This window comes from Cellulosimicrobium sp. BMG9.22 (genome assembly GCF_059159975.1).
In genome coordinates, this window is sequence record NZ_JBZGBY010000028.1 from 1 (window position 1) to 24843 (window position 24843).

Consider the following 24843-nt stretch of genomic DNA (forward strand, 5'->3'; position numbering starts at 1 on the left):
CACCCAAGGTGACCGACCGCCGTCCGACCAGAAGAACCACGCCTCTACCTCGGCCGACCAGGGCTCTACCTCGGCGGGTCGTCAGTGCGGGAGGTGGCGCGTGACGCGGTCGAGGTAGGCGTCGGCGTCGAAGTCGGCGAGCATGGCGCTCTGGAGGATGAACCCCTGGCAGGTCGCCATGAACAGCGGCGCCTGCTCGGCGCCGAGCGCTGCGGCCGCTTCCGGGTCGAGGCCGTGGGTGCGCTCGTACCACCGCGCGACGTAGGTGGCGAAGACGGCCTGGAGACGGCCGAGCACACCGGAGGCGAACTCGCGGATGCGCGCGTCGGTGACCGCCTCGCCCCACATCTGCACGAGGATCCCGGTGCTGCCGACCTCCCGGAGAACGCCCCGCACGAGCACGCCGACGAGCTCGGTCGGTGGTGGGAGCGGGTCATTCGCGGCGAGCCGCTCGATGTCCTCGAACCGGGCGCCGAGGATCCTGCCGGCAACCTCGTGGACGATCGCCATCTTGCCGTCGAAGTAGCCGTAGATCGCCCCGGCGGACATCCCGGACTCGGCGATGATGTCGGCCATCGACGTCGCCGCGAATCCCTTGCGGCGGAAAGCTCGCAGCGCCGCGGCGGCGATCTGGTCGCGCCGCTCCGCGCGGTACTCCTCGCTCACCCTGGGCATGGCAACCATCGTAAACCGAACGTTCGTTCTTGACAGACGCCCTCTCGAGGTCGACGCTAAGAGAACGAACATTCGTTTTAGAGAGGCTTCCCATGAACGCCCAGCACTCTGTCCCTCGTGCGACCCCGCACACGCACTGGCCACGGGTCGTCGCGCTCGGGCTCGGGCTCGTCGCCCTCGTGAGCGTCGTCGTCCTCGCCTTCCTCTGGCCGTCGGTCACCGCCGAGCCTCGCGACCTCCCCGTGGCCGCGGCCGGCGACCCCGCGATCGTCGCCCAGGTCCAGGCCGGGCTCGACGAACGGGCGCCCGGGACGATCGAGCTCGTGCCGGTCGCAGACCGTGACGCGGCCGTCGACCTCGTCGAGTCGCGCGACGCCTACGGCGCCATCGTCCTCGGCCGGCAGCCCGAGGTGCTCACGGCGTCGGCGGCCAGCCCCGCCGTCGCGCAGCTGCTCGGCGGCCTGCAGCCCGCGATCCAGGCGCAGGTCGATGCGGCGGCCTCCGCCCAGGGTGCGCCGCCCGAGGCGGTGCCGACCGTCGCCGTGACCGACGTCGTCCCGCTGTCCGCCGACGACCCCCGCGGGAGCACCCTCGCGGCGGCGTCCTTCCCCCTCGTGCTCGGCGGGATGCTCGGCGGCATCGGGATCTCGATCGCCGTCGTCGGCGTGGGGCGCCGGGTCGCGGCGCTCGGCGTGTACACCGTGGTCGGCGGGCTGGCGATCGCGGGGATCCTGCACTGGCTCGGCGGCCTGCACGGCGCCTTCCTCCTCGACTCGGCCGCCGTCGGCCTGACGCTGCTCGGCATCGGCGGGACGATCGTCGGGGCCGTCGCGGTGCTGGGCCGGCCGGGGATCGCGGTCGGGCCGGTGCTGTTCCTCCTCGTCGCGAACCCGATCTCCGCCGCCGCGGTCCCGGCCGAGTTCCTCCTCAGCCCGTGGGGCGCCGTCGGGCAGTGGTTCCCGCCGGGGGCGTCCGCGACGCTCCTGCGCGACCTGTCGTACTTCCCGGCCGCCGACACCGCCTTCCCGTGGCTCGTGCTCACCGGGTGGGCCGTCCTCGGCCTCGTGCTCTCGCTCGTCGGGCACTTCCGCGACCGCGGCGCGGCGACCACCGCCGCCCTCCGGGAGGCCGACGACGACGGGGCTCCTCTCGCACGGCCGGTCGCCACCGCGCGCTGACCGAGCACAGGCCTGGGCCCGACGGTGGGCGGGCCGTCAGGCCGGGACGAGGTCCGGGCTCTGCACGACGAGCGCGGCGTGCCGGGCGCCGGCATGCATCGCGTCCTCGACGCCCGCCCCGGCCAGGTGGGCGTCGAGGAAGCCCGCGAAGAAGCCGTCGCCCGCGCCGTTGGTGTCGACGACGTGCGGCACGCGCTGTGCGGCGACCTCGACGAAGCCGCCCTCGGGGGTGAGCGCGACCGCGCCGCGCGATCCGTGCGTGCACACGGCGAGCCGAGCACCCGCGTCGACACGCGCGGTCATGAAGCCGCGCCAGTCGTCCAGGCGGTCGCTGCTGAGGAACACGTGCGTCCCCGCCTCGACCGTCCCGACGGCGCCCATCAGTCGGTCACCGTGATGCCCAGGCTCTGCGCGAGCATCCCGGCGAGGCTGCTCAGCTGCGCCGCGTCGATCGTCGTGCCGCGCAGCGACTCGATGCCGCTCAGCTCGTGCAGGTCCGCGCCGCGCAGGTCGACGTGCTGGAGCCGTGACGACTGCACGTCGAGGCGCCGGACCCGGGTGTCCTCGAACGCGACGCGCAGCGCCTCCGCGGAGACCAGGTCGAGCTCGTCGATCGTACAGTCGACGAACACCACGTCGCGCAGCGTCGCTCCACGGAGGTTGACGAAGCCGAGCTTGCAGCCGACGAACCGGACCCCGCTCCACGTCGACTCGTAGAGCTCGGCGGACCCGATGCGGGCGCCACGCACCTCGACGTCGCGCCACCGGCCGCGCGTCCCGCGCAGCACCGGGACGTCGAGCCGTTCGAGCCGCACCTCGGTGAGGGTCACCGCGCCGAGGTCCGCCTCGTCGGCCCGGATCTCGTCGAACCGCGACGAGAACACGGTCGCACCGTGCAGGTCGAGTGTGGCGAGCCGGAGGTCGAGGAGCTCGAAGCCCTCGAGATCGGCCTCGGGCTCCAGGTCGTAGGCGTCGCCACGTTGCAGGTCGTGGAGGACGACGGGGTCGATCGCCGGAGGCTCTGTCGTCGGCTTCTTCGGGGGCACGGCCCGAGCCTAGGGCGCGGCACCGACGGCGAGCGACGCACTTCCGTCCGAGTGATGCGTTCTGGAGTGCATCACTCGGACGACAGTGCGTCACTCGACCGAGGCTGCCTCGGAGACGGCCGCTCGCGGCGCCTTGATGACCTCGAAGATCCGCCCGTGCCCCGCCGCAAGGGCGCGCTCGTAGTGGGACAGGACCGCGCGCGGCAGCCCGGGGTCGACGCCCAGCTCCTCGCTCGCCCCGACGATGTGCGCGGCGGTCGCGCCCATCATCGTCGCGGTGCTGAGGTGGCCCGGGTGGACGCCGGTCTCGAACTCGACGCCCACAAAGTCGCCCCCGAGCATCGCCGGCGTGGTGACGAGCGTCTGCAGCGCCTCGGGGACGAACTGCATCGGCGGTACGCCGGCAGCCTCCGCGAGCGCCGCCGCGTGCGCGACGCCGGACAGCGCGGTGAGAAACACGTCGAGCTGCGCCTGGTACATGAGCTGCGCCATGCCCGGGTCCTCCCCGAGGTAGTGCGGCGTGCCGAGCAGCGCGAGCACGGGCTCCTGCGCGCGGAACGCCTGCTCCGGGCCGGAGAAGTAGACGTACGCGGCCGCCGTCCCGAGCATCGGCGGCGGGACCATGACGCCACCGGTCACGAGCGTCGCGCCGTGGTCGGCGGCCCACCGGGCGGCGACGCGCGTCGCCCCCGGAGTGTCGGAGCTGAGGTTGACGATCGTCCGTCCGCGCAGCGCGGCGGTCGCCGGGCCGAGGACGTCGTACATCGCCGCGTAGTCCGTCAGGCTCAGCACGACGACGTCGCTCGCCGCCACGGCCTCGGCCGGCGACCCGGCGAGGACCGCGCCCTCGGCGACGAGCGCGTCGGCTCGGGACGGCGTGCGGTTCCACAGCGTGACGGGGTGTCCCGCGGCGAGCAGCGTGCGGGTCATGGCCTGGCCCATGGGGCCAAGACCGATCAGGGTGACGGGGATGGGTGTGGTCACAGGTTTCCTCCAGCGTGAACGAGCCCTGTGTCCTCGAGCTGTGGGGTGGCTTGGGCGGTGACGCTCTGGGTCAGCGGCTCCCGGATGCTCTCGACGATCCGTGCGAACCCGTCGGCGCCGTGCCCGGCGTCGACCTGGCGGCGGATCAGCGCCTGCACGGCCGAGACGACGTCCGTCGCGAGCCCGGCCTCCTCGGACGCGCGGACCATGTCGGAGAGGTCCGAGAACTCGAGGCTCTGCTGCCCGGGACCGCCGTAGTCGCGCCGGTCGATCACGTCGGCGAAGGCCGCGAGCTCCGACGTCATCGCGGTGATCCACGGCGCGGCCCGTCGCGCGAAGTCGCGCGCGCTCACGCCGGCCGTCCCGACCATCGCGGCGCCGTGGAAGAAGCCCGCGAACATCGTGTACATGCCCGCGAGGAGGGCGAGGTCGTAGAGCGGCGCGAGCCCGGGGTCCTCGCCGAACCAGGAGCTCTCGCCCCACGTGTCGAGCACGGGACGTGCGGCGTCGAACGCGGCGCGCGACCCGCTGTACAGGACCTCGGAGCCGGGGCCGCCGATCATCGAGGGGACGGCCATGATCCCGCCGTCGAGATACGTGACCCCGTGCGCGCTCGCCCAGGCGCCGAGCTCGCGAGACTCCTCGGGCGTCGTCGTGACGAGGTTGACGAGCGTCCGGCCGGCGAGCACGTCCAGGACGGGGTCGAGGTTCTCGTGCACCGACGCGCGGTCGAGCATCACGGCCACGACGAGGGGCGACGCGGCGACGGCGTCGCGCACCGACGCCGCCTCCCGGGCGCCGGCACCGACGAGCGCACCCGCCTTCCCCGGGGTGCGGTTCCAGACGACGGTCGGGTGTCCCGCGGCGACGGTCGCGGCGGCGAGGGCGCTGCCCATCGCGCCGAGGCCGAGCACCGTCACGGGCGGCGCTGCGGGTACCGCGGTGTCGGGGGGTGCTGGGGCTGGTGACTGGTCTGGCATCGTTCCTCCGGTCGGTGGGGAGCTCGGGCGGCGCCCGACGGCGTGGCGCCCCCTCGCCGTCCACCCTCGCCGACGTACCGTCGCCCGGGAAGAACGCACTTCGATGTGGGGTTCTCACCCACAGGTGAGCGTGCAGGTCAGCGCTCCGGCCCGGTCGAGCACCATCCAGTTCAGCGACGAAGGAGCGAGAGATGACGACGATGGCCCTTCCCCTCGGCGGGACCCGGCAGGTCGCGCGTGCGCCCGGCGGCCCGCGCCGCGGCCCCTACGTGTGCGGTCTCGACGCCGCGATGGACGTCGTGAGCGGCAAGTGGAAGTCGCTGATCCTCTGGGAGCTCGAGGACCACGGCGTGCGCCGGTACGCCGAGCTCAAGCGCGGCCTGCCGGGCGTGAGCGACAAGGTGCTCGCGCAGCAGCTGCGCGAGATGGAGGCCGACGGCCTGCTCGTGCGCGAGGTGTTCCCCGAGGTGCCGCCGCGCGTCGAGTACTCGCTCACCGAGCACGGGAGCGCGCTCAACACGGCGCTCGAGTCGCTCGGCGACTGGGGGCGCGGTCGCATCGAACGGCTCGACGCGGACGTCGTCGCGTGAGCGCTGCCGGGCTACGGCTCGGGGTGCAGGGCGTCGTAGCGCCAGAACTTGCGTTGCGCCCGGACGACGAGCCAGAGCACGACGACGCACGCGACGCCCCCGGCGACGGCCGCCCACGCCTCGCCGACCCAGGTCGCCTGGGTCCCGAGCACGAGCTCGCCGAGCCGCGGGCCGCCCGCGACGACGACGATGAACACTCCCTGCAGCCGGCCGCGCATGTCGTCGGGCGTCGCGGTCTGCAGGATGGTCTGACGGAACACCGCGCTCACGGCGTCGGACGCGCCCGCGAGCGCCAGCGCGACGCTCGCGGCGACGACGCCGCCCACGAGCACGGTCGTCGGGCTGGTCGCGCCGACACCGACGAGCACGAGGCCGAACAGCACGATCGAGACCCCGTAGGCCGTGATCGCCCACACGATGACGCGGCCCTGCCACCGCACGCGCGACAGGCCGCCCGAGAACACCCCGGCGAGCACGGCCCCGATCGCGAACGCCGCGGCGAGGACGCCCGTCGTCGCCTCGCCGCCGCCGAGGAACACGACGCCCGCCGCGGGCAGGAGCACGCGCGGCGACGCGAGCACCATCGCGGCGAGGTCGACGAGGAACGTCGTGCGCACGTTGGGCTGCGTCGTCAGATAGCGCAGGCCGTCGACGACGGACCGCCACCCCGCGACCCGCCGCCGCCCGAGCGTCCGGCCGGCCCCGCGTCGTCGGCCCCTCGCGGTGCCTGGCCTCGGCGAGTCAGCAGCACGTGACGCCGGGGTATCGCGTGGTGCTGACAGGGGTGGGATGTCCGGGAGGCGCCAGACCGCCCACAAGGCGGCGGTGAACAGCACGGCGTCGATCGTGTACGCGACCTGGTAGCCCCAGACCGCGACGAGGAACGCGCCGCCGAGCGGGCCGACGGTGAGCGCGACGTTCCACGCGAGGGTCTGCAGGGCGTTCGCGGCCGGCAGGAGCCGGGGCTCGACGAGGCGCGGGATGATCGCCGTACGCGCGGGGTTGTTGATGGCGAACGCCGCGGACTGCAGCGCGACGAGCCCGTAGAGCACGCCCACGGAGTCGAGGTGGAACCACGCCTGGACCGCGATGAGCGCGGTGATCACCCACAGCGCCGTCGACGCCGCGAGCGCGACCTTGCGCCGGTCGTACGCGTCGACGAGAGCGCCGCCGTACAGCCCGAGCACGACGAGCGGCACGAGCGCGCAGATCCCGAGCACGCCGACGGCGAGCGACGAGCCGGTGAGCGCGTAGACCTGCAGCCCGACGGCGACGACCGTGAGCTGCGAGCCGAGGTTGGAGATCCCCAGCCCCCACCACAGGCGGCGGAACGCCGGGGAAGTGCGCAGCGGCGTCGTGTCCGCGAGGAGACCGTTGACTCGAGCCACGATCGCCGAGCCTACGTCAGCCGGCGCCGGGCGCCCGCCCACGCGGTCTCGGCGTCAGTCCGCCCCCTCGCCGTCCTCCACGTCGACCGCTCCGGCCTCGCCCCACGCGTCGGCGTGCCGGTGGTGGTGGCCCGGGGGCGGCTCGTAGTCGGGGTGCGGCCCGGGCGTGAGGTAGGTGCGCGCGAAGAACAGCGACGCGGCGAGGTCCTCGCGCCGCTCGGCCGCGGTACGCGCCCGGCGCGTCGAGATCTCGACGACGACGTCGCCCTCCCAGCCGCGCCGCACGAGCTCGGTGAGCACCTGGTCGCACGGCTGGTCGCCGCGCCCGGGCACGAGGTGCTCGTCGGTGATCGACGACGACCCGTCGGCGAGGTGCACGTGCGCGAGCCGGCCGTCGAACACGTCGAGGAGCGCGAGCGCGTCCTGCTGCGCGACGGCGGCGTGCGACAGGTCGAGCGTCACGTGGTCGTACCCGTGCTCGGACGGGTCCCAGCCCGGGAGGTAGGCCTGCATCTCGCGCTTGCGCCCGCGCCACGGGTACATGTTCTCGACGGCGATGGTCACGCCCGCGGTCTCGTCGAGCTCGCCGACGAGGTCCTCGAACTCGCGCGCGTACCGGTACTGCCACCGGAACGGCGGGTGCACGACGACGGTGCTCGCCCCGACCTCCTGCGCGAGCTCCACCGTGCGCCGCAGCTTGGGTCCGGGTGCCCGGCCCCACACGCGCTGGCTCACGAGGAGCGTCGGTGCGTGGACGCTGCGGATCGGCATCCCGTGGTCGGCGGAGAGCTTGATGAGGGCCTCGGGGTCCTGCGTGATCTCGTCGGACCACACCATGACCTCGACTCCGTCGTACCCGAGGTCGGCGGCCGCCTGGAACGCGTAGGGAGCCTTGCGGGGGTACACGCTCGCCGTGGAGAGCGTGACCTGGATGCGCGGCGCCTCCGGGGAGGCCGCGCGCGTGGTCGCGTCGGACATGTCGGTCACCCTAGACCCGTCGGCTGAACCGCACACCCAGCGAGCCGTGTCCGCATCCGGCCGTCCCGTGCCACGCGCCCCGCCCCCGGCGTCAGCCGATGCGGATCTCGTCGGAACAGGAGTCGACGACGTGACGTGAGTGCGTCGCGACGAGGACCGCCGCGCCCTCGGCGGCGAGGTCGCGCAGCGACTCCAGCACCATGTCCGCGTTGTCCTGGTCGAGCGCGCCGGTCGGCTCGTCCGCGAGGACCACCGTCGGCGCCTTGACGAGCAGGCGGGCCAGGGCGACCCGCTGCTGCTCGCCGCCGGAGAGCTGGAAGACGGGTGCCTGCTCCATGCCGTCGAGACCGACGCGCTTCAGCGCCTCGTCGATGCCGAGACCCGCGTCGCCCCGACGGCCCGGCGCGCGGGCGATCTCCAGGTTGGCACGCACGGAGGCGTTCTCCACGAGGGCGTAGTTCTGGAAGAGATAGCCGAGCGAGTCCCGTCGGAAGCGTCGGGCGGCGCCGGGCCGGAGTCGGGTGATGTCCCGGCCGTCCACGGTGATCGATCCTGCCGAGAGCTTCTCGAGCAGGCCCACGCAGTTGAGCAGGGTCGACTTCCCCGACCCGGACGGTCCGGTGAGCGCGGTCATCCGACCCGGCTCGACCACGAAAGACCGGTCCTCGAACAGCACACGGCTGCCGAAGGACTTGGCGACGCCCTCGACGACGACGGACGACATGGCGGGTACCTCTTCTCGTAGGGCCTCTCGGGTCCGGGTCAGGAGTCGGCGGACCGGGTGGCGATGAGGCGGGCGGTGGCCCACCGCAGAGCGACGAGAACAGAGCAGACGGCGAGGACAGCGACGGCCACCGCGATCCCGACCCGCCACTGCGCCGTCTGCCCCTCGAAGACCGCGGCCTGGAACCGGACGGCCTGGGACGAGGTCGCCGCCGCCGCTCCCGCCCCGATCACCACGGCCGCCAGCACGAGCTCGACGAGGAGCACCTGACGATGAGAGAGCCAGGCCGGCCAGCCGGAGATGTACCGGGCGTACACGAGCTGCGCCGACCGGCGGACGTGGACGGCGCTCACGCTCACCGCCGTCACGACCAGCACCACGAGGGAAACGACGAGGCTGAGCAGCGAGATCCGCAGGTTCGACACCACCTCCGCAAAGAGTGCCGCGGAGTGCTGCCGGGCGGACCAGATCCCACCGACGATCGAGGAGACCTCGAACTCCGCCACGTACCGCTCCGCCGTCGCGGCGTCGTCGAAGACGACGTTGCCCGTCGTGAGGTATCCGCCGTAGAAGAGGTCGGAGAGCACGTCCACCTCGGGCGGGACGACGACCAGCACCGCGTCGTGCAGCATCGCCGCGCCCCGCACGTCGCCCAGCGTGCCGTACGGGAACTGGTCCTGGTCGACGGCTATCTCGCGGAAGTCGAGCTCAGCCGGGTCCACCGCCGGGTCCTGGCTGTCCACGACGAAGGACTGCACGTCCGTACGAGCGAACCCCAGGCAGGCGGGCGGGGAGAGCACCGTCACGACGTCGTCCGCCACGTCCGCGATGCGAGCGCCGGACCGATCGAGGACCGGCTGACGGTCGAGGTAGGCGGCGTTCACCAGCAGCACCGGGCACGGGGTGGAACCCGCCCGCGCCGGCGCCCCCCTGCCACCGACACCGTAGGCGAGATCCGTCGTGATGTCGGCGACCAGCAGGGCCTCGCCACGATCCACGGCGGCGTGCGCCATCGCCCCGTAGCGGGCCTCGAGCTCCGGGTCGTCGCCTCCCATCTGCCCCGACACCCGGACATAGACGGCGTCGGGGTCCGACGACCACCGTTCTTGTTCCGCAGACCGATCGGCCACCTGCATGGCGCCCTGTACGGTCGCGAACGCGACGCTCGCTGCGAGCAGCACGCCCACGACCCGTACGCCCAGGATGCCGACGAGCGCCCACCCTGCCGAGAACTGGCCCTTCACCGCGGCCAGGATCGGCACCCGGAACGCCAGGCCGGCCGCGCCGAGGTGCGTCACGACGACCGCCCCGAGGAAGACGGCGACGGCGACCAGGACCACCGCGAGGAGCTCGCCCGCTCGCGCCCCACGGTTGGAGAACCACAGTGCCGCGCTCCCCACGAGAGCCACCGCGCACAGGGTGACCGCCACGACCTTTCCCGCCTCGGCCAGGTCTCGCCGGGCTGCGACGCCGAAGGACCGCCCCTGGAGCCTCTGCACCCCGTAGGACTGTGCGCTCATCACCACACCGCCGCCGACCATGACCATCAGGGCCAACAGCGAGACGGCCGCCGCAGCCCCGATCACCGGCCCCAGAAAGACCTCCGGGTCCGTCGTGATGTCGTCGACGTGCCCAGGGAAGGGAGCGACCTCTCCGACGAGTCCCGCGCGTGCCATGTCAGCGAGGAAGGCGTCCGCGTCCGCTCGGTCACCCCACACGACGTAGTACCCCCGCGGATCCACGTCACCCACGTCGGCGAGCAGCCGGTAGTCCTCCACGATCTGCGGGGAGAAGTGCCGGTAGCCGTCGGCGAGCCGGCCCGCCACCTCGCCGTCCTCGCTCCCGACGACCACGAACACGTGCTTGCGGTGCGCCGGGTCGGTCATGTCGAACGAGATCATCCCGATGTCGGCCCCCGACGACGTGGCCGTCTCCTGGAGCGCCGGCGCGAGGTCGGCGGCCGACACCCGCCCGTCCGTGGCGATGTCCTGCACCACGATCTGGAACTCGGCGCCGGCCCCCTCGACCTCGTCGAAGACGAGGAAGACCAGCACCGCGACGACGGTCGGGAGGATGACGCCGAGCACGTAGGCGAGGCGGACGAGGCGGGGCAGCATGAGACTCGTTCCAGGACGGGGTGACGGGAACCGGGTCGGGTGGGGCGGGCCGCCGAACGAACCTGCCCCACCCGCTCAGATCAGCACGAGGTGTCGTACCACGCGCGGTCGACGACCAGCCATCGGTCGTTCGCGTCGGCGAACGACCACCTGCCGGCGCCGGCGTAGCGCTTCTCGTACCACTCCCCCTGGACGGACGAGCCGTGGCACTTGGCGCCGTGGTGGTAGTAGGACCAGACGATCCCACCACCGACGCCGTGGTCCCACTTGCCGCCGCCCACGTACTCGACGGTGGCGTAGGCGGCCGTCGCACCCCCGGCGACGACGGCCGCGGCCACCGCGACCGCGACCGCGGGCTTCCGGAACTTTCCGAACATCATGTCTCCCCTTGCTAGACAGTGCTGGACAGTGTCGCGGCGCCGCAACGTCACCCAGGCTGCCCATGCCTCGTCGATCGTCCAACCCGTACGGCACGGGTCCGCGTCAAGGACAGCGGCTGCTACCAGGGGGCGCGGGAACCGGGGGCCGGGACGTACGGGTGCAGGAGGGCGAACTCGACGAGCGCCTCCTGGATCCAGCCCGCACGGCGGTGCCCCGGGTCGGGTACGCCCAGCTGCTCGGCGAGCTGCACGAGATGTTCCTGGACGGTCCGGTGCGAGATGCCCAGCCGGTCGCCGATCTCGCGGGCCGTGGGCAGCGGGCGCCGGTCGTCGCCCCGCATCCGCTGCTCCACGAGGGCGGTCATCACCGCGTGGCGGCGGCTCCCAGGGTCCAGCCCCCACGACTCGCGGACCTGCCCTACGCACCGGGTGTCCTGGGCGGGACCCTGCTCCGGCCCGAAGACCGTGACGACCTGGCCGCTCGCGCCCCCGATGCCGGCGAGGTCGAACGGCGGCGCCACCGTGCACCCCGGGAGCAGCCGCAGCCGGTCACGGGCGTCGTCGAGGTTCCACACGCGCAGCGGCACCACCGAGCTCCGGTTGGACAGGCGCCACCCGTCCCGGTCCGCCACGACCGATCCCGCGACGCCCTCGACGTAGAGGTCGGGCCGCGGGCAGCAGCCGTCGGCACAGCCGTGGAAGTGGAGCGTCCTGCCGAGGGGCGCGTCGACCGAGACCGTCGGCGACCGACGCGCTCCGCCGTCGTCGATGCTGATCGTGATCGCCGTTCCCTGGCATCCGCGCGGCCCCCTGCCGTCCGAAGACACTCTCGACCCCCCTGTCGACCGTCGTGACGTGCACCGACGGCGACCGAGGCTACACGGAACGGACCCGTGGCGCCGGTGCTGGTGGTGCATGGCGCACGGCCTGCCTAGCCTGGGGCCATGGCGGCGACGGGGCGCGTCATCGAGATCCATGTGGTCGCGGACTCCACGGGAGACACCGGGACCCGCGTCGCGCGTGCCACGCAGGCGCAGTTCCCCGGTCACGACGTCCGCATCGTGCGGCACCCGCGGCTGCACACCCCGCAGGGTGTGGACGACGTCGTCGCGCAGGTCCGCACCGAGGCCGCCCGGGCCGTGGTGTTCTGCACGGTCGTCGACGAGGCTCTGCGCGCCCAGGTCCTCGACGCGTGCGCGGCGCTCGACGTGCCGTGCGCGGACCTGCTCGCCCCGGCGATCGACGCGTTCACGGCGCGGACCGGCGCGCAGCCGGCGCGGGTCGTGCAGCCGGTCGGTCTGGCCGCGGACTACTTCGACCGTATCCACGCGATGGAGTTCGCCGTCGCGAACGACGACGGCCACCTCACCGACGGCCTCGACGAGGCCCAGGTGGTGCTCGTCGGGGCGTCGCGCACGGGCAAGACCCCGCTGTCCATGTACCTCGGCTACCTCGGCTACCGCACGGCGAACGTCCCGCTCGTACCCGGGATCGCGCCGCCGGACGAACTGTTCGAGGCGGAGCGCTGGAAGATCGTCGGCCTGACGATCGACCCGGAGCGCCTGCTGGAGATCCGGCGGCGCCGGGTGCACGCGATGGGCGCCGCCGCGTCGAGGCCTTCCGACCGCGCACGGGGGCTCGGCGGGTACGCCGACCTCGCGCACATCCACGCGGAGCTCGACGAGGTCGCGCAGGTGCAGCGCCGCCTCGGTTGCCCGGTCCTCGACACGACGACGCTCGCGCTCGAGGAGGCGGCGGGGCGCGTCGTCGAGCTCGTCACGGCGCGCCGTCGGACCCTCGCGCCCGCGCCGCACCTTCCTGACGGCGCCCCACCCGCGCCCGGCCACGTCGCCGTGGCGAGCGGGTCGCCCAGGGCCGGGGACCGCCGTCGGGCAGACCGTGGCGCGACGACCGAGGAGGAGCCATGACCGACGGGACGAACCGGTACGTGTACGACCTGGCGGAAGGCCGCGCGGGCATGCGGTCGCTGCTCGGCGGCAAGGGCGCGGGCGTCGCGGAGATGCGGCGCATCGGCGTGCCCGTCCCGGACGGGTTCACCGTGACGACGGCGGCGTGCGTCGCGGCCATGCAGCGCGGCGGCGAGTGGCCGGTCGACCTGTGGGAAGAGGTGCTCGCGCACCTCGACACGCTGGAGGAGCGCACGGGCCGCCGGCTCGGGGCGCGCGAGCGGCCGCTGCTCGTGTCGGTCCGCTCCGGGGCGGTGTTCTCGATGCCCGGGATGATGGACACGATCCTCAACCTCGGGATCTCGGACGAGTCCGTCGAAGGGCTCGCGGCGGAGTCCGGCAACGCGCGCTTCGCCTGGGACTCCTACCGGCGGTTCGTCCAGATGTACGGCGAGGTGGTCGAGGGCGTACCGGCCCACGCGTTCGCGGACGAGCTGGACGCGCTCAAGGCGCGCCGCGGCGTCGGGCAAGACACCGACCTCGACGCGGACGACCTCCGCGGGCTCGTCGCGACGTTCCGCGCCGTCGCCCGGCAGCACACCGGCGAGGACCTGCCGACCGACCCGCGCGAGCAGCTCCGCAGGTCCGTGGACGCCGTGTTCGCCTCGTGGGGCAACCCGCGCGCCGCGGTCTACCGGAAGGCGAACGGCATCCCCGACGACCTCGGCACGGCGGTGAACGTCATGCAGATGGTGTTCGGCAACAAGGGCCCCACGTCCGCGACGGGCGTGTGCTTCACGCGCAACCCCGCCACAGGCGCCAAGGAGCTCTACGGCGAGTTCCTCGTGGACGCGCAGGGCGAGGACGTCGTCGCCGGGACCCGCACACCCCGCCCGCTCGCCGAGATGGAGGCCGTCCTGCCCGACGCTTTCCGCGAGCTGCGCGCGACGATGGACCGCCTCGAGCAGCACTACGGCGACATGCAGGACATCGAGTTCACCGTCGACGAGGGCACGCTCTACCTCCTGCAGACGCGCACCGGGAAGCGGACCGCGCAGGCGGCCCTGCGCGTGGCGCGCGAGCTCGTCGACGAGGGCGTCATCGACCGCGAGGCCGCGCTGCGGCGGCTCGACCCCGCGCAGCTCGACCAGCTCCTGCACCCGGCGCTCGACCCCGGCCACGGCGCGACCCCGCTCACGCGCGGGCTCAACGCGTCGCCGGGCGCCGCCGTCGGGCGGGTGGTGCTCGACGCCGAGACCGCGGCCGAGCGCGGGCGGGCGGGCGACGCCGTCGTGCTCGTGCGGTGGGAGACGACGCCCGACGACATCGCGGGCGTCATCGCGGCGCAGGGCGTGCTCACCGCGCACGGCGGCATGACGTCGCACGCCGCCGTCGTGGCGCGCGGCATGGGCAAGCCGTGCGTCGCGGGGGCGGGCGAGCTGCGGATCGACGCGCAGGCGCGCGAGGTGCGGGTGGGCGACGTCGTGCTGACCGAGGACGACACCGTGACGCTCGACGGCACGACCGGCGAGGTCTACGTCGGCGCGCTCCCGCTCGTCCCGCCGCAGGTCACCGACGACTTCCGCACCGTGCTCGGCTGGGCCGACGACGTGCGGCGCCTCGGCGTGCGCGCCAACGCCGACACAGGCGAGGACGCCGCGAAGGCGCGCGAGCTCGGCGCCGAGGGCATCGGCCTGTGCCGCACCGAGCACATGTTCATGGCGCCCGACCGCCTGCCCGTCGTGCGCGAGATGATCCTCGCCGAGACCGACGCCGACCGCGCCGCCGCGCTCGACCGCCTGCTGCCGATGCAGCAGGCGGACTTCGAGGAGATCCTCACCGCGATGTCCGGGCTGCCCGTGACCATCCGGCTCCTCGACCCGCCGCTGCACGAGTTCCTGCCCGACCTCGTGGAGCAGTCGCTGCTCGTGCAGCGCCTGGAGGACGAGGTCGGAGACCCCTCCGCCCCAGGGCACGGGACGGACGCCGTCGCCGAGGGCTTCGCGGCCGCGGCGGGCGGCGGTGAGACGACGGCGCAGCTCGCCCGCGCGCGCCGCCTCCTCGCGCAGGTGCGGCGGCTGAGCGAAGCGAACCCCATGCTCGGCACGCGCGGCGTGCGGCTCGCGCTGCTGCACCCCGAGATCGCCGCGATGCAGGTGCGGGCGATCGCGCGCGCGGCGCTCGCGGTCCGGGCCGCAGGCCACGACCCGCACGTCGAGATCATGGTGCCGCTCGTCGGGTTCGCGGAGGAGCTGCGGCGGATGCGCGAGGTGGTCGACGCGACGATGGTGGAGGAGGTCCGCACCGATGGAGGTGCGGACGACGGCGCGGCGGGACGGCGGGGCACGTCGAGCGGGGACGGCGCTCCGGGACGGCTGCCGTACGCCGTCGGGACGATGATCGAGCTGCCGCGCGCGGCGCTCGTCGCAGACCGTCTCGCCGAGCACGCGGAGTTCTTCTCGTTCGGCACGAACGACCTCACGCAGACGACGCTCGGCATCTCGCGCGACGACGCGGAGGGGTCGTTCCTCACCGCGTACCTCGACACCGGGATCGTCGGCGCGAACCCGTTCGCGACCGTCGACGCCGACGGGGTGGGCGAGCTCGTGCGGACGGGGGTCGAGCGAGGACGGCGGACCCGTCCCGGCATCGCGACGGGGGTGTGCGGCGAGCACGGTGGCGACCCGGCGTCCGTCGCCGTGTTCGACGAGATCGGCCTCGACTACGTGTCGTGCTCGCCGTACCGCGTGCCGATCGCGCGGCTCGCGGCGGCGCAGTCCGCGCTCGACCGCCGGGACCGCGACGCATGACGCCGTGATGCGGTCCCGGCCCTGCGGGTGTCTAGCATGCACACGACAGGACCATCGATCGCTGGAGGAAGCCATGGACCGCGCCGTCGTCGTCGCGATCACCGAAGGGCTCCACGCCCGCCCTGCCGCCCTGTTCGTCAAGGCCGCCGCGAGCCAGCCGGCCCCGGTGCGCATCGCCCGGCCGGGCGGCGATCCCGTCGAGGCGACAAGCATTCTCGGTGTGATGACGCTCGACGTCGCAGCGGGCGAGGAGGTCGTGCTCTCGACCGACGCGGACGACGACGAGGCGAACGCGACGCTCGACACGCTCGCGAGGTTCCTCGAGCAGACCGAGCCCGCCTGACCCGACCGGTCGCGAGACCACCCGCCGACGCGGACAATGCCCGAGGAGGATGCACGTGCCAGCGCTGGGCGAGACGAGGACGGCGAGCATGGGCGGTTCACGAGAGTGCGTGCGCTGATGGCCGCGCCGCTCACGGTGCTCGTGCCGGTGACGGGCACGGTCGTCGACGTCGCCGACGTCGACGACCCGGTGTTCTCCGCCGGGCTCGTCGGTCCTGGTCTCGCCGTCGAGCCCGACGACGCGCAGGGCGGCGAGGCCGTCGCGCCCATCACGGGCACGGTCGTCAAGCTGCACCCCCACGCGTTCGTCGTCCAGCACGACGACGGCCGCGCCGTCCTCGTCCACCTCGGCATCAACACCGTCCAGCTCGGCGGCGAGGGATTCACGACGCACGTCGCGCAGGGCGACCACGTCGAGCGCGGGACCGTGCTCGTCTCGTGGGACCCTGCGGCCGTCCGGGCCGGAGGTCGTTCGGCGGTGTGCCCGGTGGTGGCTCTCGAGGCCGTGCCCGACGCCGTGACGGCCCTCGCCGAGACCGGCACCTGGGCATCACGCGGCGAGGAGCTGCTCACCTGGGGCTGACGCTGCCTGCCCCGCCGAACCCGGGGCTACCGACCGGTCGTGTGCCGAACCCGACCATGTCCCCAGGTTCGGCGCCGCACCGTGCCGAAAGCCCGGGTTCGGCGCAGGCCGGTGACCCGAATCCCGGGATCGGCACCCCGGCGGCGGACCGCCCTCATCCGCGCAGCGGGAGCGTGAGCCCCGGAACCGCGCCCTCGACGTCGCCCGGCTCTCCGCGGTCGACGACGCGCACCGGGACGCCCCAGTCCTGCTGCGCCAGGTGGCACGCGGGGAACACGTCCGGGTCGGGCTCGCCGTCGGGGCCGAGCGGGACGACGTCGCACGACGCCGCCCGCGCGGTCACGTGCAGCACGCCCTCACGGACCTCGGGGTTGATGACGAGGTCGCGCCCCAGGTCGACACCGGTCCCCGCCCCCGACAGCAGCAGCTCGGGCGGTGTCGCGCTCACGCGCAGCTCCGTCGACGGCCCGAAGCGGTCGTCGAGCTTCTGCCCCGGCGCCGGGACGAAGGGCACGTCGAGCCTGAGCGGCCCCGCCTCGATCTCGGTGACGGGCCGCTGCGTGCGGTGCGCGCCGCCGTCGAGCACCTCGCCAGCGAGCGAGGCGGGCAACGCGACGCGCGTGAGCCGGTGCGCCGCGGACTCCACGACGAGCAGGTGGACCTGCGGCTCGCCGTCCGGCCCCTCGCCCACCTGCACGACGACGTCGCTCGGCTCCGCGAGCCCCGTCGCCAGGGTCGTCATCTCGCCCCCGATCCGCGTGGCCCCGCCGACACCGCCCGCATCGTCCCCGACGTCCCCGGACGCGGCCCCCTCAGCGCCCGCCGCCGGGACGAAGCGCCGCAGCGCACCGTCGTACGTGTCCGCGACGACGACGCTCCCGTCGGGCAGCGTCGCGACCCCGAGCGGGTGCTGCATGAGCGCCTGCTCCGCGGGCCCGTCGCGGTGCCCGAAGTCGAACAACCCCTGCCCGACGGCGGTCCGCACCTCGACGCCGACCCCGCTCACCGGCACCACACGTCGGAGCGCCGACGTCTCCGCGTCCGCGAGCCACAGGCCGCCGTCGTCCGCTACGGCCAGCCCGGACGGCTGCGCGAACCACGCCGACTCCCCCGGCCCGTCCTCGAGCCCCTCGTTCATCGTCCCCGCGAGCAGCGTGATCGACCCCTGCTCACCGTCGAACGCCCACAGCGAGTGGTTGCCAGCCATCGCCACGACGAACGCGGCGAGCCGCGGCGACCACGCGACGTCCCACGGCGACGACAGCTTCTGGCGACGTGCCGCGGTCACCTCCCTCGCCGGGACAGGTGTGTCCTGGCCGAACGAGAAGGAGACCGAGGACGTGAACGCGTCGGACTGACCAGGGCGAGGCTCCTCGCGAAGGTCGGGGGCGGTGGTGGCGGCGGGTCGTGGGGGGTCTGGCGGGAGGTCGCGAGGGACGAGCGACCGGATGGTAGACCCGCCGCCGCCACCGCCCCCGACCGACCCAGCCACGGACGCCGACCCGGAGTCGACCAGCACGTTGTCGACCGCCCCCACCATGTACTGCTGCCCGTTCCCGGCAACCGTCGTCACGAGACCGTCGTCGAGCCGCACGCCGCGCAGCGCATGGTTCACCGTGTCGGCGACGAGCACGTCGTACCCCAGCCACGGCCGCAGCTCGACCGGGACGAGGCACAGCCCGTTCGGCTCGGCGAACCGTGCGACGTCGGGCGCGCCGTCGACGAGCCCGCGCTCACCGGAGCCGATGCGTCGGACGAGCGTCTCGCCGTCGGGCTGGAGCTCGGCGAGCGAGTGGTGGCCGGCATCGGTGACGAGCAGGTTCCTGTTCGGCAGCTCGATCGCCTTCGCGGGGAACCGCAGCGTGCCCGACGACGGCGCGGGCGGCACGTACGGTCCGTCGCCCCGGTGGAGCGTGCCCTTGGCCTCGTGCTCGGCGACGAGCTCCTCGACGATCGCGGCGATGGCGGACGCGTGACCCTCCCCTGCCATCTGCGCGACGACGTACCCCTCGGGGTCGATGACGACCAGCGTCGGCCAGGCGCGCGCCGCGTACGCGGACCACGTGACGAGCTCGGGGTCGTCGAGGACGGGGTGGTGCACCTCGTACCGCTCGACGGCCGCCGCGAGCGCCGCCGGGTCCGCCTCGTGCTCGAACTTGGGCGAGTGCACGCCGACGATGACGAGCGTGTCGCGGTGCGCCTCCTCGAGCTCGCGCAGCTCGTCGAGGACGTGCAGGCAGTTGAGGCAGCAGAAGGTCCAGAAGTCGAGGATCACGACCTTGCCGCGCAGGTCGGCGAGAGTGACGTCCGTGCCGCCGGTGTTGAGCCAGCCGCGCCCGACGAGCTCGGATGCACGGACACGGGGCAGTCGATCGGTGGTCACCCGACCATTGTCACGCGGCGACACTGCCGGGCCGCATCCAGGACCGATGCGTCGGTCGCCACGTCTAGGCTGGGCGCCGTGCCAGAGGGGAGAGCGACGAGGTGAGCGGCCACGTCTTCGTCGACGAGTCGAAGGCTCGCGACTATCTGTTGGTGGCGGCCGCGTTCGTGCCCGGAGACGTCGCACGGGCTACGAAGGACCTCCGCGCGCTGTACCACCGTGGCCAGCCGCGGCTCCACATGAAGAAGGAGGCCGACCCGCTCAAGCGTCGGTTGCTGTCCACCATCACCGCGATGCAGGACGTCGAGGTTCGCATCTATCAGGCAGGGCGGACGTACCGCACGGAGTGGGAGCGGCGCGAGCAGTGTCTGGTCCGTCTCGTGCACGACATCGCGCGACTCGGGCACGACCGGTTGTGCCTGGAGCGGGACGAGTCGATCGAGGACCGGGATCGGCGCGTTCTCTACCGGGAGGCGACCGCGGTCGGCATCAGGGACGAGCTGTCCTACCAGCACGCCAGCGCTTCCGTGATGCCCCTGCTCGCGGTACCCGACGCGATCGCGTGGGCGTGGGCGAAGGGCGGGGACTGGCGTCGACGTTGCGAACCCGTCGTGCGTGACATCGTCGTCGTCTAGAACGCGCGAAACCCGAGCGCCACGACCATTCCGGACGGGTCTCGGGTTCACTTCTCGTCACTAGTGTGGCGAGCGTTCACAGTCTAGGCACCGGCCATGACGAGATGCAATGCTCCGGGGCGCAGCTTGGCTTCCACCCCACGGCTCGACGCGTGATGCCTTTCGCGCACGATCCATCTGTGGGGACGGGTGGCCAAGGACGTTGATCGGTCCGGGTCTCGCGTCAGTCGAGCCACACGAGGACGGCGTCGCCCGCAGCTGCCGCTTGCTCGAAGAACGGCCGGAGCGGCTCGAACCACCCGCGGGCGAACTCGAGCGCATCGGGATCCCCCCATACCTCGACGGGATAGAGGTTCGCCTCATGAAGGTCGGCGGGCGTGACATCGCGGGCCAGGTCGTCGAAGGTGAGAGCCGCGAGCGTCCGGGCAGCGAGGCGCACGCGCTCGGGCTGCACGTACCGTGGCGGACCGTAGCCCCAGTCCTCATCGCCGAGGTCCACCTCGCCGTGCACGATGTCGACCGGAAACCCTGCCCTGTCCAGCAGGAAGCGAATGGCGTCCCAGGCCTTGTGCGTCTCCAGGTGCCGGGAGTCGTGCTCGCTTTCGAGAGCCGAGTCGACATGCTCCTCGATCCACTCGGGCTCGGCGAGCGCACGAGCCAGCTCGTCGGGCTGGAGGCGCAGATACTCGCCGTTCATGCTCATGGCCGGAAACGTACCGGCTGGCGGTGACACGGCGAGGCTGGCCTGCTCTGCTCCCGGAACACTGGCCGTCCTGGTGCGCGCCTGTCGACTCACGCCCGCGACGCGGTGACGCTCCCCACGACCCGGACCTCCACGTCGACACCCTCCACGGTGTCGGGGACGTCGACGTCGTCCGACGTCACGTTGACGCGCAGCAGCCAGTCGTCGGCGACGTCCTGACGACTGGCTCCGCGGACCGGGACGCCCGTGACGTCGGCGCGCGCGATGCCGACGCCCGTCACCCCGTCGAGGCTCGCGACCTGCTGGCGCAGCGTCGCTTTGGCTTCGCGTGCTCGTTCGAGGGTCGCCACGGCGAACCACCTCCCGCACCCATTGTGCGCCCGACCGGCAGCAACAGACACCCCACCCCCGTGAGTGCATGAAATAGTCGCGTCCGGGGCGCTCTGACGCGACTATTTCATGCACTCACGGGGGGCGCGGGGGCTCAGCCGAGGAGGGTCGCGCCCAGCCGTTCCAGCACCGTGTCGATAGGGTTGCAGTACGTGAGCCCGGTGCCGTTCGTGCCGCCCGTCTCCGACCCCGCGAACAGCAGCGCGAGCGCGACGCCATCCTCGCGGTACACGAGCGAGCCGGAGTCGCCGCCGCGCGAGAACGGGCCGTCGCCGGTGGACTCGACCTCGATCTGGTCGTCGAAGCGCAGCGCGCCGAGGCCTCCGCCGTACCCGACGACGACGTCGTCGAGCTCGATCGCCGTGACCCGACCGGCCGTGACGCCCGTGGTGCGGCCGGACTTGCCGACCGACTCGCCACCCACGGCGACCGCCGTCTCCGTGATGCGTCCGACGGGGTACTGGGCGTCCACGGTCGGGTCGTCGAGCAGGGCGAGGGCCGCGTCCGCGGTCTGCGTGACCCCGGCCTCGAGCGGGACGAGCGCGCCGAGGGTGCCGACACGGTCGTCGGGCGCGGCGCCGCCGTCGGCGGGGCCGGGCTGCACGACGACGTCCCCCACCCGAGCGGACGGCGACCCCGCGAGCACGTGCCAGTTCGAGAGCGCGTACACCGATCCCTCGTCGGCGCCCTCGACGGGCGGCTCGGCCACGCGGACGAAGGCGCCGAGCGTCCCGGCGGTGACGTCGACGTGCGCGACGGACACCCCGGGGCGCAGGGGTCGGACGCGGCCGGTCTCCCCGGTGGCGTAGGCCGTGACGACCGGGGGTCGGACGCTCGGGCGGTCCGACGAGCCTGACAGAGAGTCATCCTTCGCCGGCGCCGCGAGGGGCCGGATGCGCCCCGTGCGCCGCACGTCGACGGTGTCGCCCGCCTCGGACGCGACCTTGCGCGCGATGCTGCGCGCGGCCGGGACGCCCAGCCGGTAACGGACCGCGATGGCGTACCCGCCGTCGTCGCGCGGGGCGAGCCCGATCGCGAGGGTGGGTGCGCGCACGACCTCGGCCGCGTCCGGTACGTCCTGCGGCTCGATCCCCGCGCCGGACCGCTCCGCGAGCTCGCGCGCGTAGTCCGCGAGCTGCGACTTGATCTCCCGCGCCTTCTGCTGGTCCATCGGTGCACCGTCCCCTCGCCCGACGGGTGGCCGTCCACCGCCCGCGTCCTGCGGAGAGAGTCTGACGGCAGCCACCCACGCCCGCACGACACCACGCCGGGCCGGCCCGACACGACGACCGCGTGGCCCGTGTCGGTGGCGCACGTCACACTGGCGCCATGGCACTGACGTTCAGCGGTCCTGTGTTCGACTGCGCCGACCCCACGGTCGTCGCCGACTTCTGGCAGCACGCGCTCGGCTGGACCGGTCGCGACACCGGCCCGCACGGCGAGGCCGTCCTCTTCCCGCGCGACGGCGAGACGACGCTCGGTCCGCCGAGCCTCGTCTTCCAGCGGGTGCCCGAGGGCAAGACGGCGAAGAACCGAGTCCACCTCGACTTCTCGTCGTCGGACCAGGACGACGACGTCGCCCGGCTCGAGACGCTCGGCGCCCGCCGGGTCGACGTGGGGCAGTCCGCGCAGGACACGTTCGTCGTGCTGGCAGACGTCGAGGGCAACGAGTTCTGCGTCCTGCGTGAGGACTGACCGTCACGCAGCACCGTGGGCACCCGGTCACACCGGGTCGGGGCGGTAGACCGCCGTCGCGCCCTCGGGCGGCTCCCCGACGTCCTCGATGGGTCGGGGGTCGTACGACTCGGCGGTGAGGTCGGCGCGCTCGACGCGCGAGAGCCGGAACCAGCGGATCGCCTCGCGTGTACGGCACCACGCGACGAGGTACCACCGGCCGTCGGTGTGGGCGAGCAGCACCGGCTCGACCCGGCGCGTCGAGACGTTGCCCCGGCCGTCGCGGTACCGGATCGCCAGCACGCGCACACCCGTGAGGGACTGCTCGACGGCGCGCAGGACGCCCAGGTGGGTACGCGCCCGTCCGACGACGTCCCCACCCCCCGGCCCGGCGTCGTCGCCCACGGTCCCGGCGTACCCGGCGTGGCCGGCAGAGACCGACCCGTCGGACGCGGGGTCGGAGGCGGGGTGAGCGGTGGTGCCGGACGCCGGGTCGGGCGACGGCACGTGGCGGACCCACACACGCGCCGCGAGCGCCTCGGCGCGCGCGCGGTCGCCGGCGCCGAGCGCGTCCCAGACCTTCCCCCGCGCGGCGAGCGCGTCGACGGCGAACGGGCTGCCCTGCGGGAGCGTCGCGAGCGCGACCGCGACGGCGACCGCCTGCCCGGGCGTGAAGTTGACCGGCGGCAGCGACGCGCTCGGGTCGAGCACGTACCCGCCGCCCGGGCCGGCCTGCGCCCAGATCGTCAGGCCGGCCTGCTGCAGCGCCGCGACGTCGCGCTTGATCGTGCGCTCGCTCACCTCGAGCGCGGCCGCGAGCCGCGGGCCGGTCGTCCCCGTGCGGCCCGCGCGGCGCAGCTCCTCCGCGACGGCGTACAGCCGCTCGGTACGATTCATCCGACAATGGTGACAGACAGGTGTCACCGACCCGCTGGCAGGGTGGTGTCATGACCACGAACCAGAGCGCCGAGCAGTCCGAGAGCCCCACCCACATCGTCCTCGTCCCCGGCTTCTGGCTGGGCGGCTGGGCGTGGGACGACGTCGTCCCCCACCTCGAGGCCGCCGGCCTCGTCCCCCACGCGGTGACCCTCCCCGGGTTGGAGCCCGGCTCCGCGGCGGAGGACCGCGCCGGCGTCACGCGCGACGACCACGTCGACGCCGTCGCACGGCTCGTCGACGGGCTCGAGGGGCGCGTCGTGCTCGTCGGGCACAGCGGCGGCGGGCCGGTCGTGCAGCAGGCCGCCGACCGCGACCCGGCCCGGATCGCACGCCTCGTCTACGTCGACACGGGCCCGTTGGTCGACGGCGCAGCGCTGGCCCCGGACCTCCCGGCCGACGCCGTCGAGCTCCCGCTGCCGTCGTGGGAGGAGCTCGGCGCCGAGGGCTCGAGCCTCGACGGGCTCGACGAGGCGGCCCTCGCGCGGTTCCGCGAGCGGGCCGTGCCGACGCCGGGCAGCGTCGCCCGCGGGCCGGTGCGCGTGTCGAACCCGGAGCGCCTGAACATCCCGGCGACCGCGATCTGCTCGTCGATCCCGTCGGCCGTGCTCGCCGAGCTCGCGCACCCCGGGCCGCCGCTGAACACCGAGCTCGGCGAGATCGCCGACCTGACCTACGTCGACGTCCCGACCGGGCACTGGCCGATGTTCTCGCGTCCGCGCGAGCTCGCGGAGGCGATCGTCGCCGCCGTGGCCTGACCGGAGGCCCGGCCACACGTGCGGCCGCACGGTCGACCGACCGTGCGGCCGTCGTCACACCGTCTCCGGAAAAATGTCACCGAACCGGCGTCACAGATGGCGACTTGTGCCGTCTTGTCGGGTGGAAGCGGTCACCAGGCCGCCGGACGCCCGCCGACGACGAGACGGACCATGCACGACACACTGCCCTCCGCCCCCGCCCGCCGCGACGTGCGAGCCGCCCTGCTGTGGGCGCTCGAGAACGACCGCGCCGCCCTGCTCGAGCACCGCGAGTCGACCCAGCGGAGCGCCTGGGACGCAGCACGCGGGGCGGCCGACTGTCGCCTCGTGCGGCGCTGGCACGCGGCGATCACGCCGACGCCCTCGACCCTCGCCTGACGCCCGCGCGGTCGGGGTGCATCCGTCCGCGGCCGTGCCGGCGAACCCCGGACGAGAGGGGACGTGCGTCCCCTCGGGAGGAGGTCGCCATGGTCGCGTCGATCCTCGCCGGCTCCGGCGGGAACATCGGGGTGCAAGGGCTCAGCAACGGCATGTCGGAGTGGTTCCTGATCTTCGGCGGACTCATCATCGCCGGGATCCTCGTCGGCTCGATCTTCGAGCTCGGCAAGGCCGTCCACGACCGGCACGTCCAGCAGCGCCGACCGGTCCACCGCTGACGGCTCCCTGACGACGGCCAGGCCGT

General features: G+C 73.6%; 27 protein-coding genes. 11 read left to right on the forward strand and 16 right to left on the reverse strand.

The window, feature by feature from the left end:
• Window positions 1-81 precede the first annotated feature (81 nt).
• Window positions 82-675 (reverse strand): TetR/AcrR family transcriptional regulator, encoded by a 594-nt coding sequence (locus AC4H2H_RS16105; RefSeq protein ID WP_494371832.1) that lies wholly within the window; start codon window positions 673-675, stop codon window positions 82-84.
• Between the two features lie 92 nt (window positions 676-767).
• Here AC4H2H_RS16105 and AC4H2H_RS16110 point away from each other — a divergent pair, with 92 nt between their 5' ends.
• Window positions 768-1853 carry an ABC transporter permease gene (locus AC4H2H_RS16110; RefSeq protein ID WP_494371833.1) on the forward strand — a complete coding sequence of 362 codons (1086 nt, stop codon included), beginning with the start codon at window positions 768-770 and terminating at the stop codon, window positions 1851-1853.
• 36 nt (window positions 1854-1889) lie between these two features.
• Here AC4H2H_RS16110 and AC4H2H_RS16115 read toward each other — a convergent pair whose 3' ends face one another.
• From AC4H2H_RS16115 to AC4H2H_RS16130, 4 genes are all read right to left on the reverse strand, one after another.
• A complete protein-coding gene (locus tag AC4H2H_RS16115) occupies window positions 1890-2234 on the reverse strand; it encodes a carbohydrate kinase family protein (protein WP_494371834.1) in 345 nt (114 codons plus the stop codon).
• Complete coding sequence (locus AC4H2H_RS16120; protein WP_494371835.1) at window positions 2234-2899, reverse strand: pentapeptide repeat-containing protein; 666 nt, start codon at window positions 2897-2899, stop codon at window positions 2234-2236. The genes AC4H2H_RS16115 and AC4H2H_RS16120 overlap by 1 nt, the downstream gene beginning before the upstream one ends.
• A 90-nt stretch (window positions 2900-2989) precedes the next feature.
• Window positions 2990-3883, reverse strand: a complete 894-nt coding sequence (locus tag AC4H2H_RS16125; protein ID WP_494371836.1) for an NAD(P)-dependent oxidoreductase — start codon at window positions 3881-3883, stop codon at window positions 2990-2992.
• Window positions 3880-4863 (reverse strand): NAD(P)-dependent oxidoreductase, encoded by a 984-nt coding sequence (locus tag AC4H2H_RS16130; protein ID WP_494371837.1) that lies wholly within the window; start codon window positions 4861-4863, stop codon window positions 3880-3882. Before AC4H2H_RS16130 ends, AC4H2H_RS16125 begins: the two co-directional genes overlap by 4 nt.
• Window positions 4864-5054: 191 nt before the next feature.
• On the opposite strand from AC4H2H_RS16130, the gene AC4H2H_RS16135 reads away from it, so the two are divergent.
• On the forward strand, window positions 5055-5453 hold the full coding sequence (locus tag AC4H2H_RS16135) for a winged helix-turn-helix transcriptional regulator (RefSeq protein ID WP_494371838.1): 399 nt from the start codon (window positions 5055-5057) through the stop codon (window positions 5451-5453).
• An 11-nt stretch (window positions 5454-5464) separates the two neighbouring features.
• On the opposite strand, the gene AC4H2H_RS16140 is transcribed toward AC4H2H_RS16135, so the two are convergent.
• The 6 genes from AC4H2H_RS16140 to AC4H2H_RS16165 form a co-directional block, all read right to left on the reverse strand.
• Window positions 5465-6841, reverse strand: coding sequence for an MFS transporter (locus AC4H2H_RS16140; protein WP_494371839.1), 1377 nt, complete (start codon window positions 6839-6841; stop codon window positions 5465-5467).
• Between the two features lie 54 nt (window positions 6842-6895).
• Window positions 6896-7819, reverse strand: a complete 924-nt coding sequence (locus AC4H2H_RS16145; protein ID WP_494371840.1) for a sugar phosphate isomerase/epimerase family protein — start codon at window positions 7817-7819, stop codon at window positions 6896-6898.
• A gap of 91 nt (window positions 7820-7910) precedes the next feature.
• The gene (locus tag AC4H2H_RS16150) at window positions 7911-8543 is read right to left on the reverse strand and encodes an ABC transporter ATP-binding protein (protein ID WP_494371841.1); all 633 of its coding nucleotides are present in this window, start codon (window positions 8541-8543) and stop codon (window positions 7911-7913) included.
• 38 nt (window positions 8544-8581) lie between these two features.
• Window positions 8582-10660, reverse strand: a complete 2079-nt coding sequence (locus AC4H2H_RS16155; protein ID WP_494371842.1) for a bacteriocin-associated integral membrane family protein — start codon at window positions 10658-10660, stop codon at window positions 8582-8584.
• Window positions 10661-10740: 80 nt separating this feature from the next.
• Window positions 10741-11040, reverse strand: coding sequence for a lactococcin 972 family bacteriocin (locus AC4H2H_RS16160; RefSeq protein WP_494371843.1), 300 nt, complete (start codon window positions 11038-11040; stop codon window positions 10741-10743).
• A gap of 119 nt (window positions 11041-11159) precedes the next feature.
• Window positions 11160-11672, reverse strand: coding sequence for a hypothetical protein (locus AC4H2H_RS16165; protein WP_494371844.1), 513 nt, complete (start codon window positions 11670-11672; stop codon window positions 11160-11162).
• A 312-nt stretch (window positions 11673-11984) separates the two neighbouring features.
• Here AC4H2H_RS16165 and AC4H2H_RS16170 point away from each other — a divergent pair, with 312 nt between their 5' ends.
• The 4 genes from AC4H2H_RS16170 to AC4H2H_RS16185 all read left to right on the forward strand — a co-directional run bounded on the left by AC4H2H_RS16170 (window position 11985) and on the right by AC4H2H_RS16185 (window position 16682).
• Window positions 11985-12968 (forward strand): pyruvate, water dikinase regulatory protein, encoded by a 984-nt coding sequence (locus AC4H2H_RS16170; protein ID WP_494371845.1) that lies wholly within the window; start codon window positions 11985-11987, stop codon window positions 12966-12968.
• Window positions 12965-15757, forward strand: a complete 2793-nt coding sequence (ppdK, locus tag AC4H2H_RS16175) for a pyruvate, phosphate dikinase (RefSeq protein ID WP_494371846.1) — start codon at window positions 12965-12967, stop codon at window positions 15755-15757. The genes AC4H2H_RS16170 and ppdK overlap by 4 nt, the downstream gene beginning before the upstream one ends.
• A gap of 73 nt (window positions 15758-15830) precedes the next feature.
• Complete coding sequence (locus tag AC4H2H_RS16180) at window positions 15831-16100, forward strand: HPr family phosphocarrier protein (RefSeq protein ID WP_494371847.1); 270 nt, start codon at window positions 15831-15833, stop codon at window positions 16098-16100.
• Between the two features lie 117 nt (window positions 16101-16217).
• Window positions 16218-16682 carry a PTS sugar transporter subunit IIA gene (locus AC4H2H_RS16185; RefSeq protein WP_494371848.1) on the forward strand — a complete coding sequence of 155 codons (465 nt, stop codon included), beginning with the start codon at window positions 16218-16220 and terminating at the stop codon, window positions 16680-16682.
• Between the two features lie 154 nt (window positions 16683-16836).
• Here AC4H2H_RS16185 and AC4H2H_RS16190 read toward each other — a convergent pair whose 3' ends face one another.
• Window positions 16837-19065, reverse strand: a complete 2229-nt coding sequence (locus tag AC4H2H_RS16190) for a thioredoxin-like domain-containing protein (RefSeq protein WP_494371849.1) — start codon at window positions 19063-19065, stop codon at window positions 16837-16839.
• A gap of 101 nt (window positions 19066-19166) precedes the next feature.
• On the opposite strand from AC4H2H_RS16190, the gene AC4H2H_RS16195 reads away from it, so the two are divergent.
• Window positions 19167-19700 (forward strand): hypothetical protein, encoded by a 534-nt coding sequence (locus AC4H2H_RS16195; protein ID WP_494371850.1) that lies wholly within the window; start codon window positions 19167-19169, stop codon window positions 19698-19700.
• Window positions 19701-19923: 223 nt separating this feature from the next.
• Here AC4H2H_RS16195 and AC4H2H_RS16200 read toward each other — a convergent pair whose 3' ends face one another.
• The 3 genes from AC4H2H_RS16200 to AC4H2H_RS16210 all read right to left on the reverse strand — a co-directional run bounded on the left by AC4H2H_RS16200 (window position 19924) and on the right by AC4H2H_RS16210 (window position 21964).
• Window positions 19924-20403, reverse strand: a complete 480-nt coding sequence (locus AC4H2H_RS16200) for a YfbM family protein (RefSeq protein ID WP_494371851.1) — start codon at window positions 20401-20403, stop codon at window positions 19924-19926.
• Window positions 20404-20492: 89 nt separating this feature from the next.
• On the reverse strand, window positions 20493-20753 hold the full coding sequence (locus AC4H2H_RS16205; RefSeq protein ID WP_494371852.1) for a hypothetical protein: 261 nt from the start codon (window positions 20751-20753) through the stop codon (window positions 20493-20495).
• A 134-nt stretch (window positions 20754-20887) separates the two neighbouring features.
• The gene (locus tag AC4H2H_RS16210; protein ID WP_494371853.1) at window positions 20888-21964 is read right to left on the reverse strand and encodes a chymotrypsin family serine protease; all 1077 of its coding nucleotides are present in this window, start codon (window positions 21962-21964) and stop codon (window positions 20888-20890) included.
• A 158-nt stretch (window positions 21965-22122) separates the two neighbouring features.
• Here AC4H2H_RS16210 and AC4H2H_RS16215 point away from each other — a divergent pair, with 158 nt between their 5' ends.
• The gene (locus AC4H2H_RS16215) at window positions 22123-22488 is read left to right on the forward strand and encodes a VOC family protein (RefSeq protein ID WP_494371854.1); all 366 of its coding nucleotides are present in this window, start codon (window positions 22123-22125) and stop codon (window positions 22486-22488) included.
• A 27-nt stretch (window positions 22489-22515) separates the two neighbouring features.
• On the opposite strand, the gene AC4H2H_RS16220 is transcribed toward AC4H2H_RS16215, so the two are convergent.
• Window positions 22516-23364 carry a helix-turn-helix transcriptional regulator gene (locus AC4H2H_RS16220; RefSeq protein WP_494371855.1) on the reverse strand — a complete coding sequence of 283 codons (849 nt, stop codon included), beginning with the start codon at window positions 23362-23364 and terminating at the stop codon, window positions 22516-22518.
• A gap of 50 nt (window positions 23365-23414) precedes the next feature.
• On the opposite strand from AC4H2H_RS16220, the gene AC4H2H_RS16225 reads away from it, so the two are divergent.
• The 3 genes from AC4H2H_RS16225 (at window position 23415) to AC4H2H_RS16235 (ending at window position 24817) form a co-directional block, all read left to right on the forward strand.
• The gene (locus AC4H2H_RS16225) at window positions 23415-24161 is read left to right on the forward strand and encodes an alpha/beta fold hydrolase (protein ID WP_494371856.1); all 747 of its coding nucleotides are present in this window, start codon (window positions 23415-23417) and stop codon (window positions 24159-24161) included.
• A gap of 171 nt (window positions 24162-24332) precedes the next feature.
• Window positions 24333-24539, forward strand: coding sequence for a hypothetical protein (locus AC4H2H_RS16230; RefSeq protein ID WP_494371857.1), 207 nt, complete (start codon window positions 24333-24335; stop codon window positions 24537-24539).
• An 89-nt stretch (window positions 24540-24628) separates the two neighbouring features.
• Window positions 24629-24817, forward strand: a complete 189-nt coding sequence (locus AC4H2H_RS16235) for a hypothetical protein (RefSeq protein ID WP_494371858.1) — start codon at window positions 24629-24631, stop codon at window positions 24815-24817.
• Window positions 24818-24843: the final 26 nt, after the last annotated feature.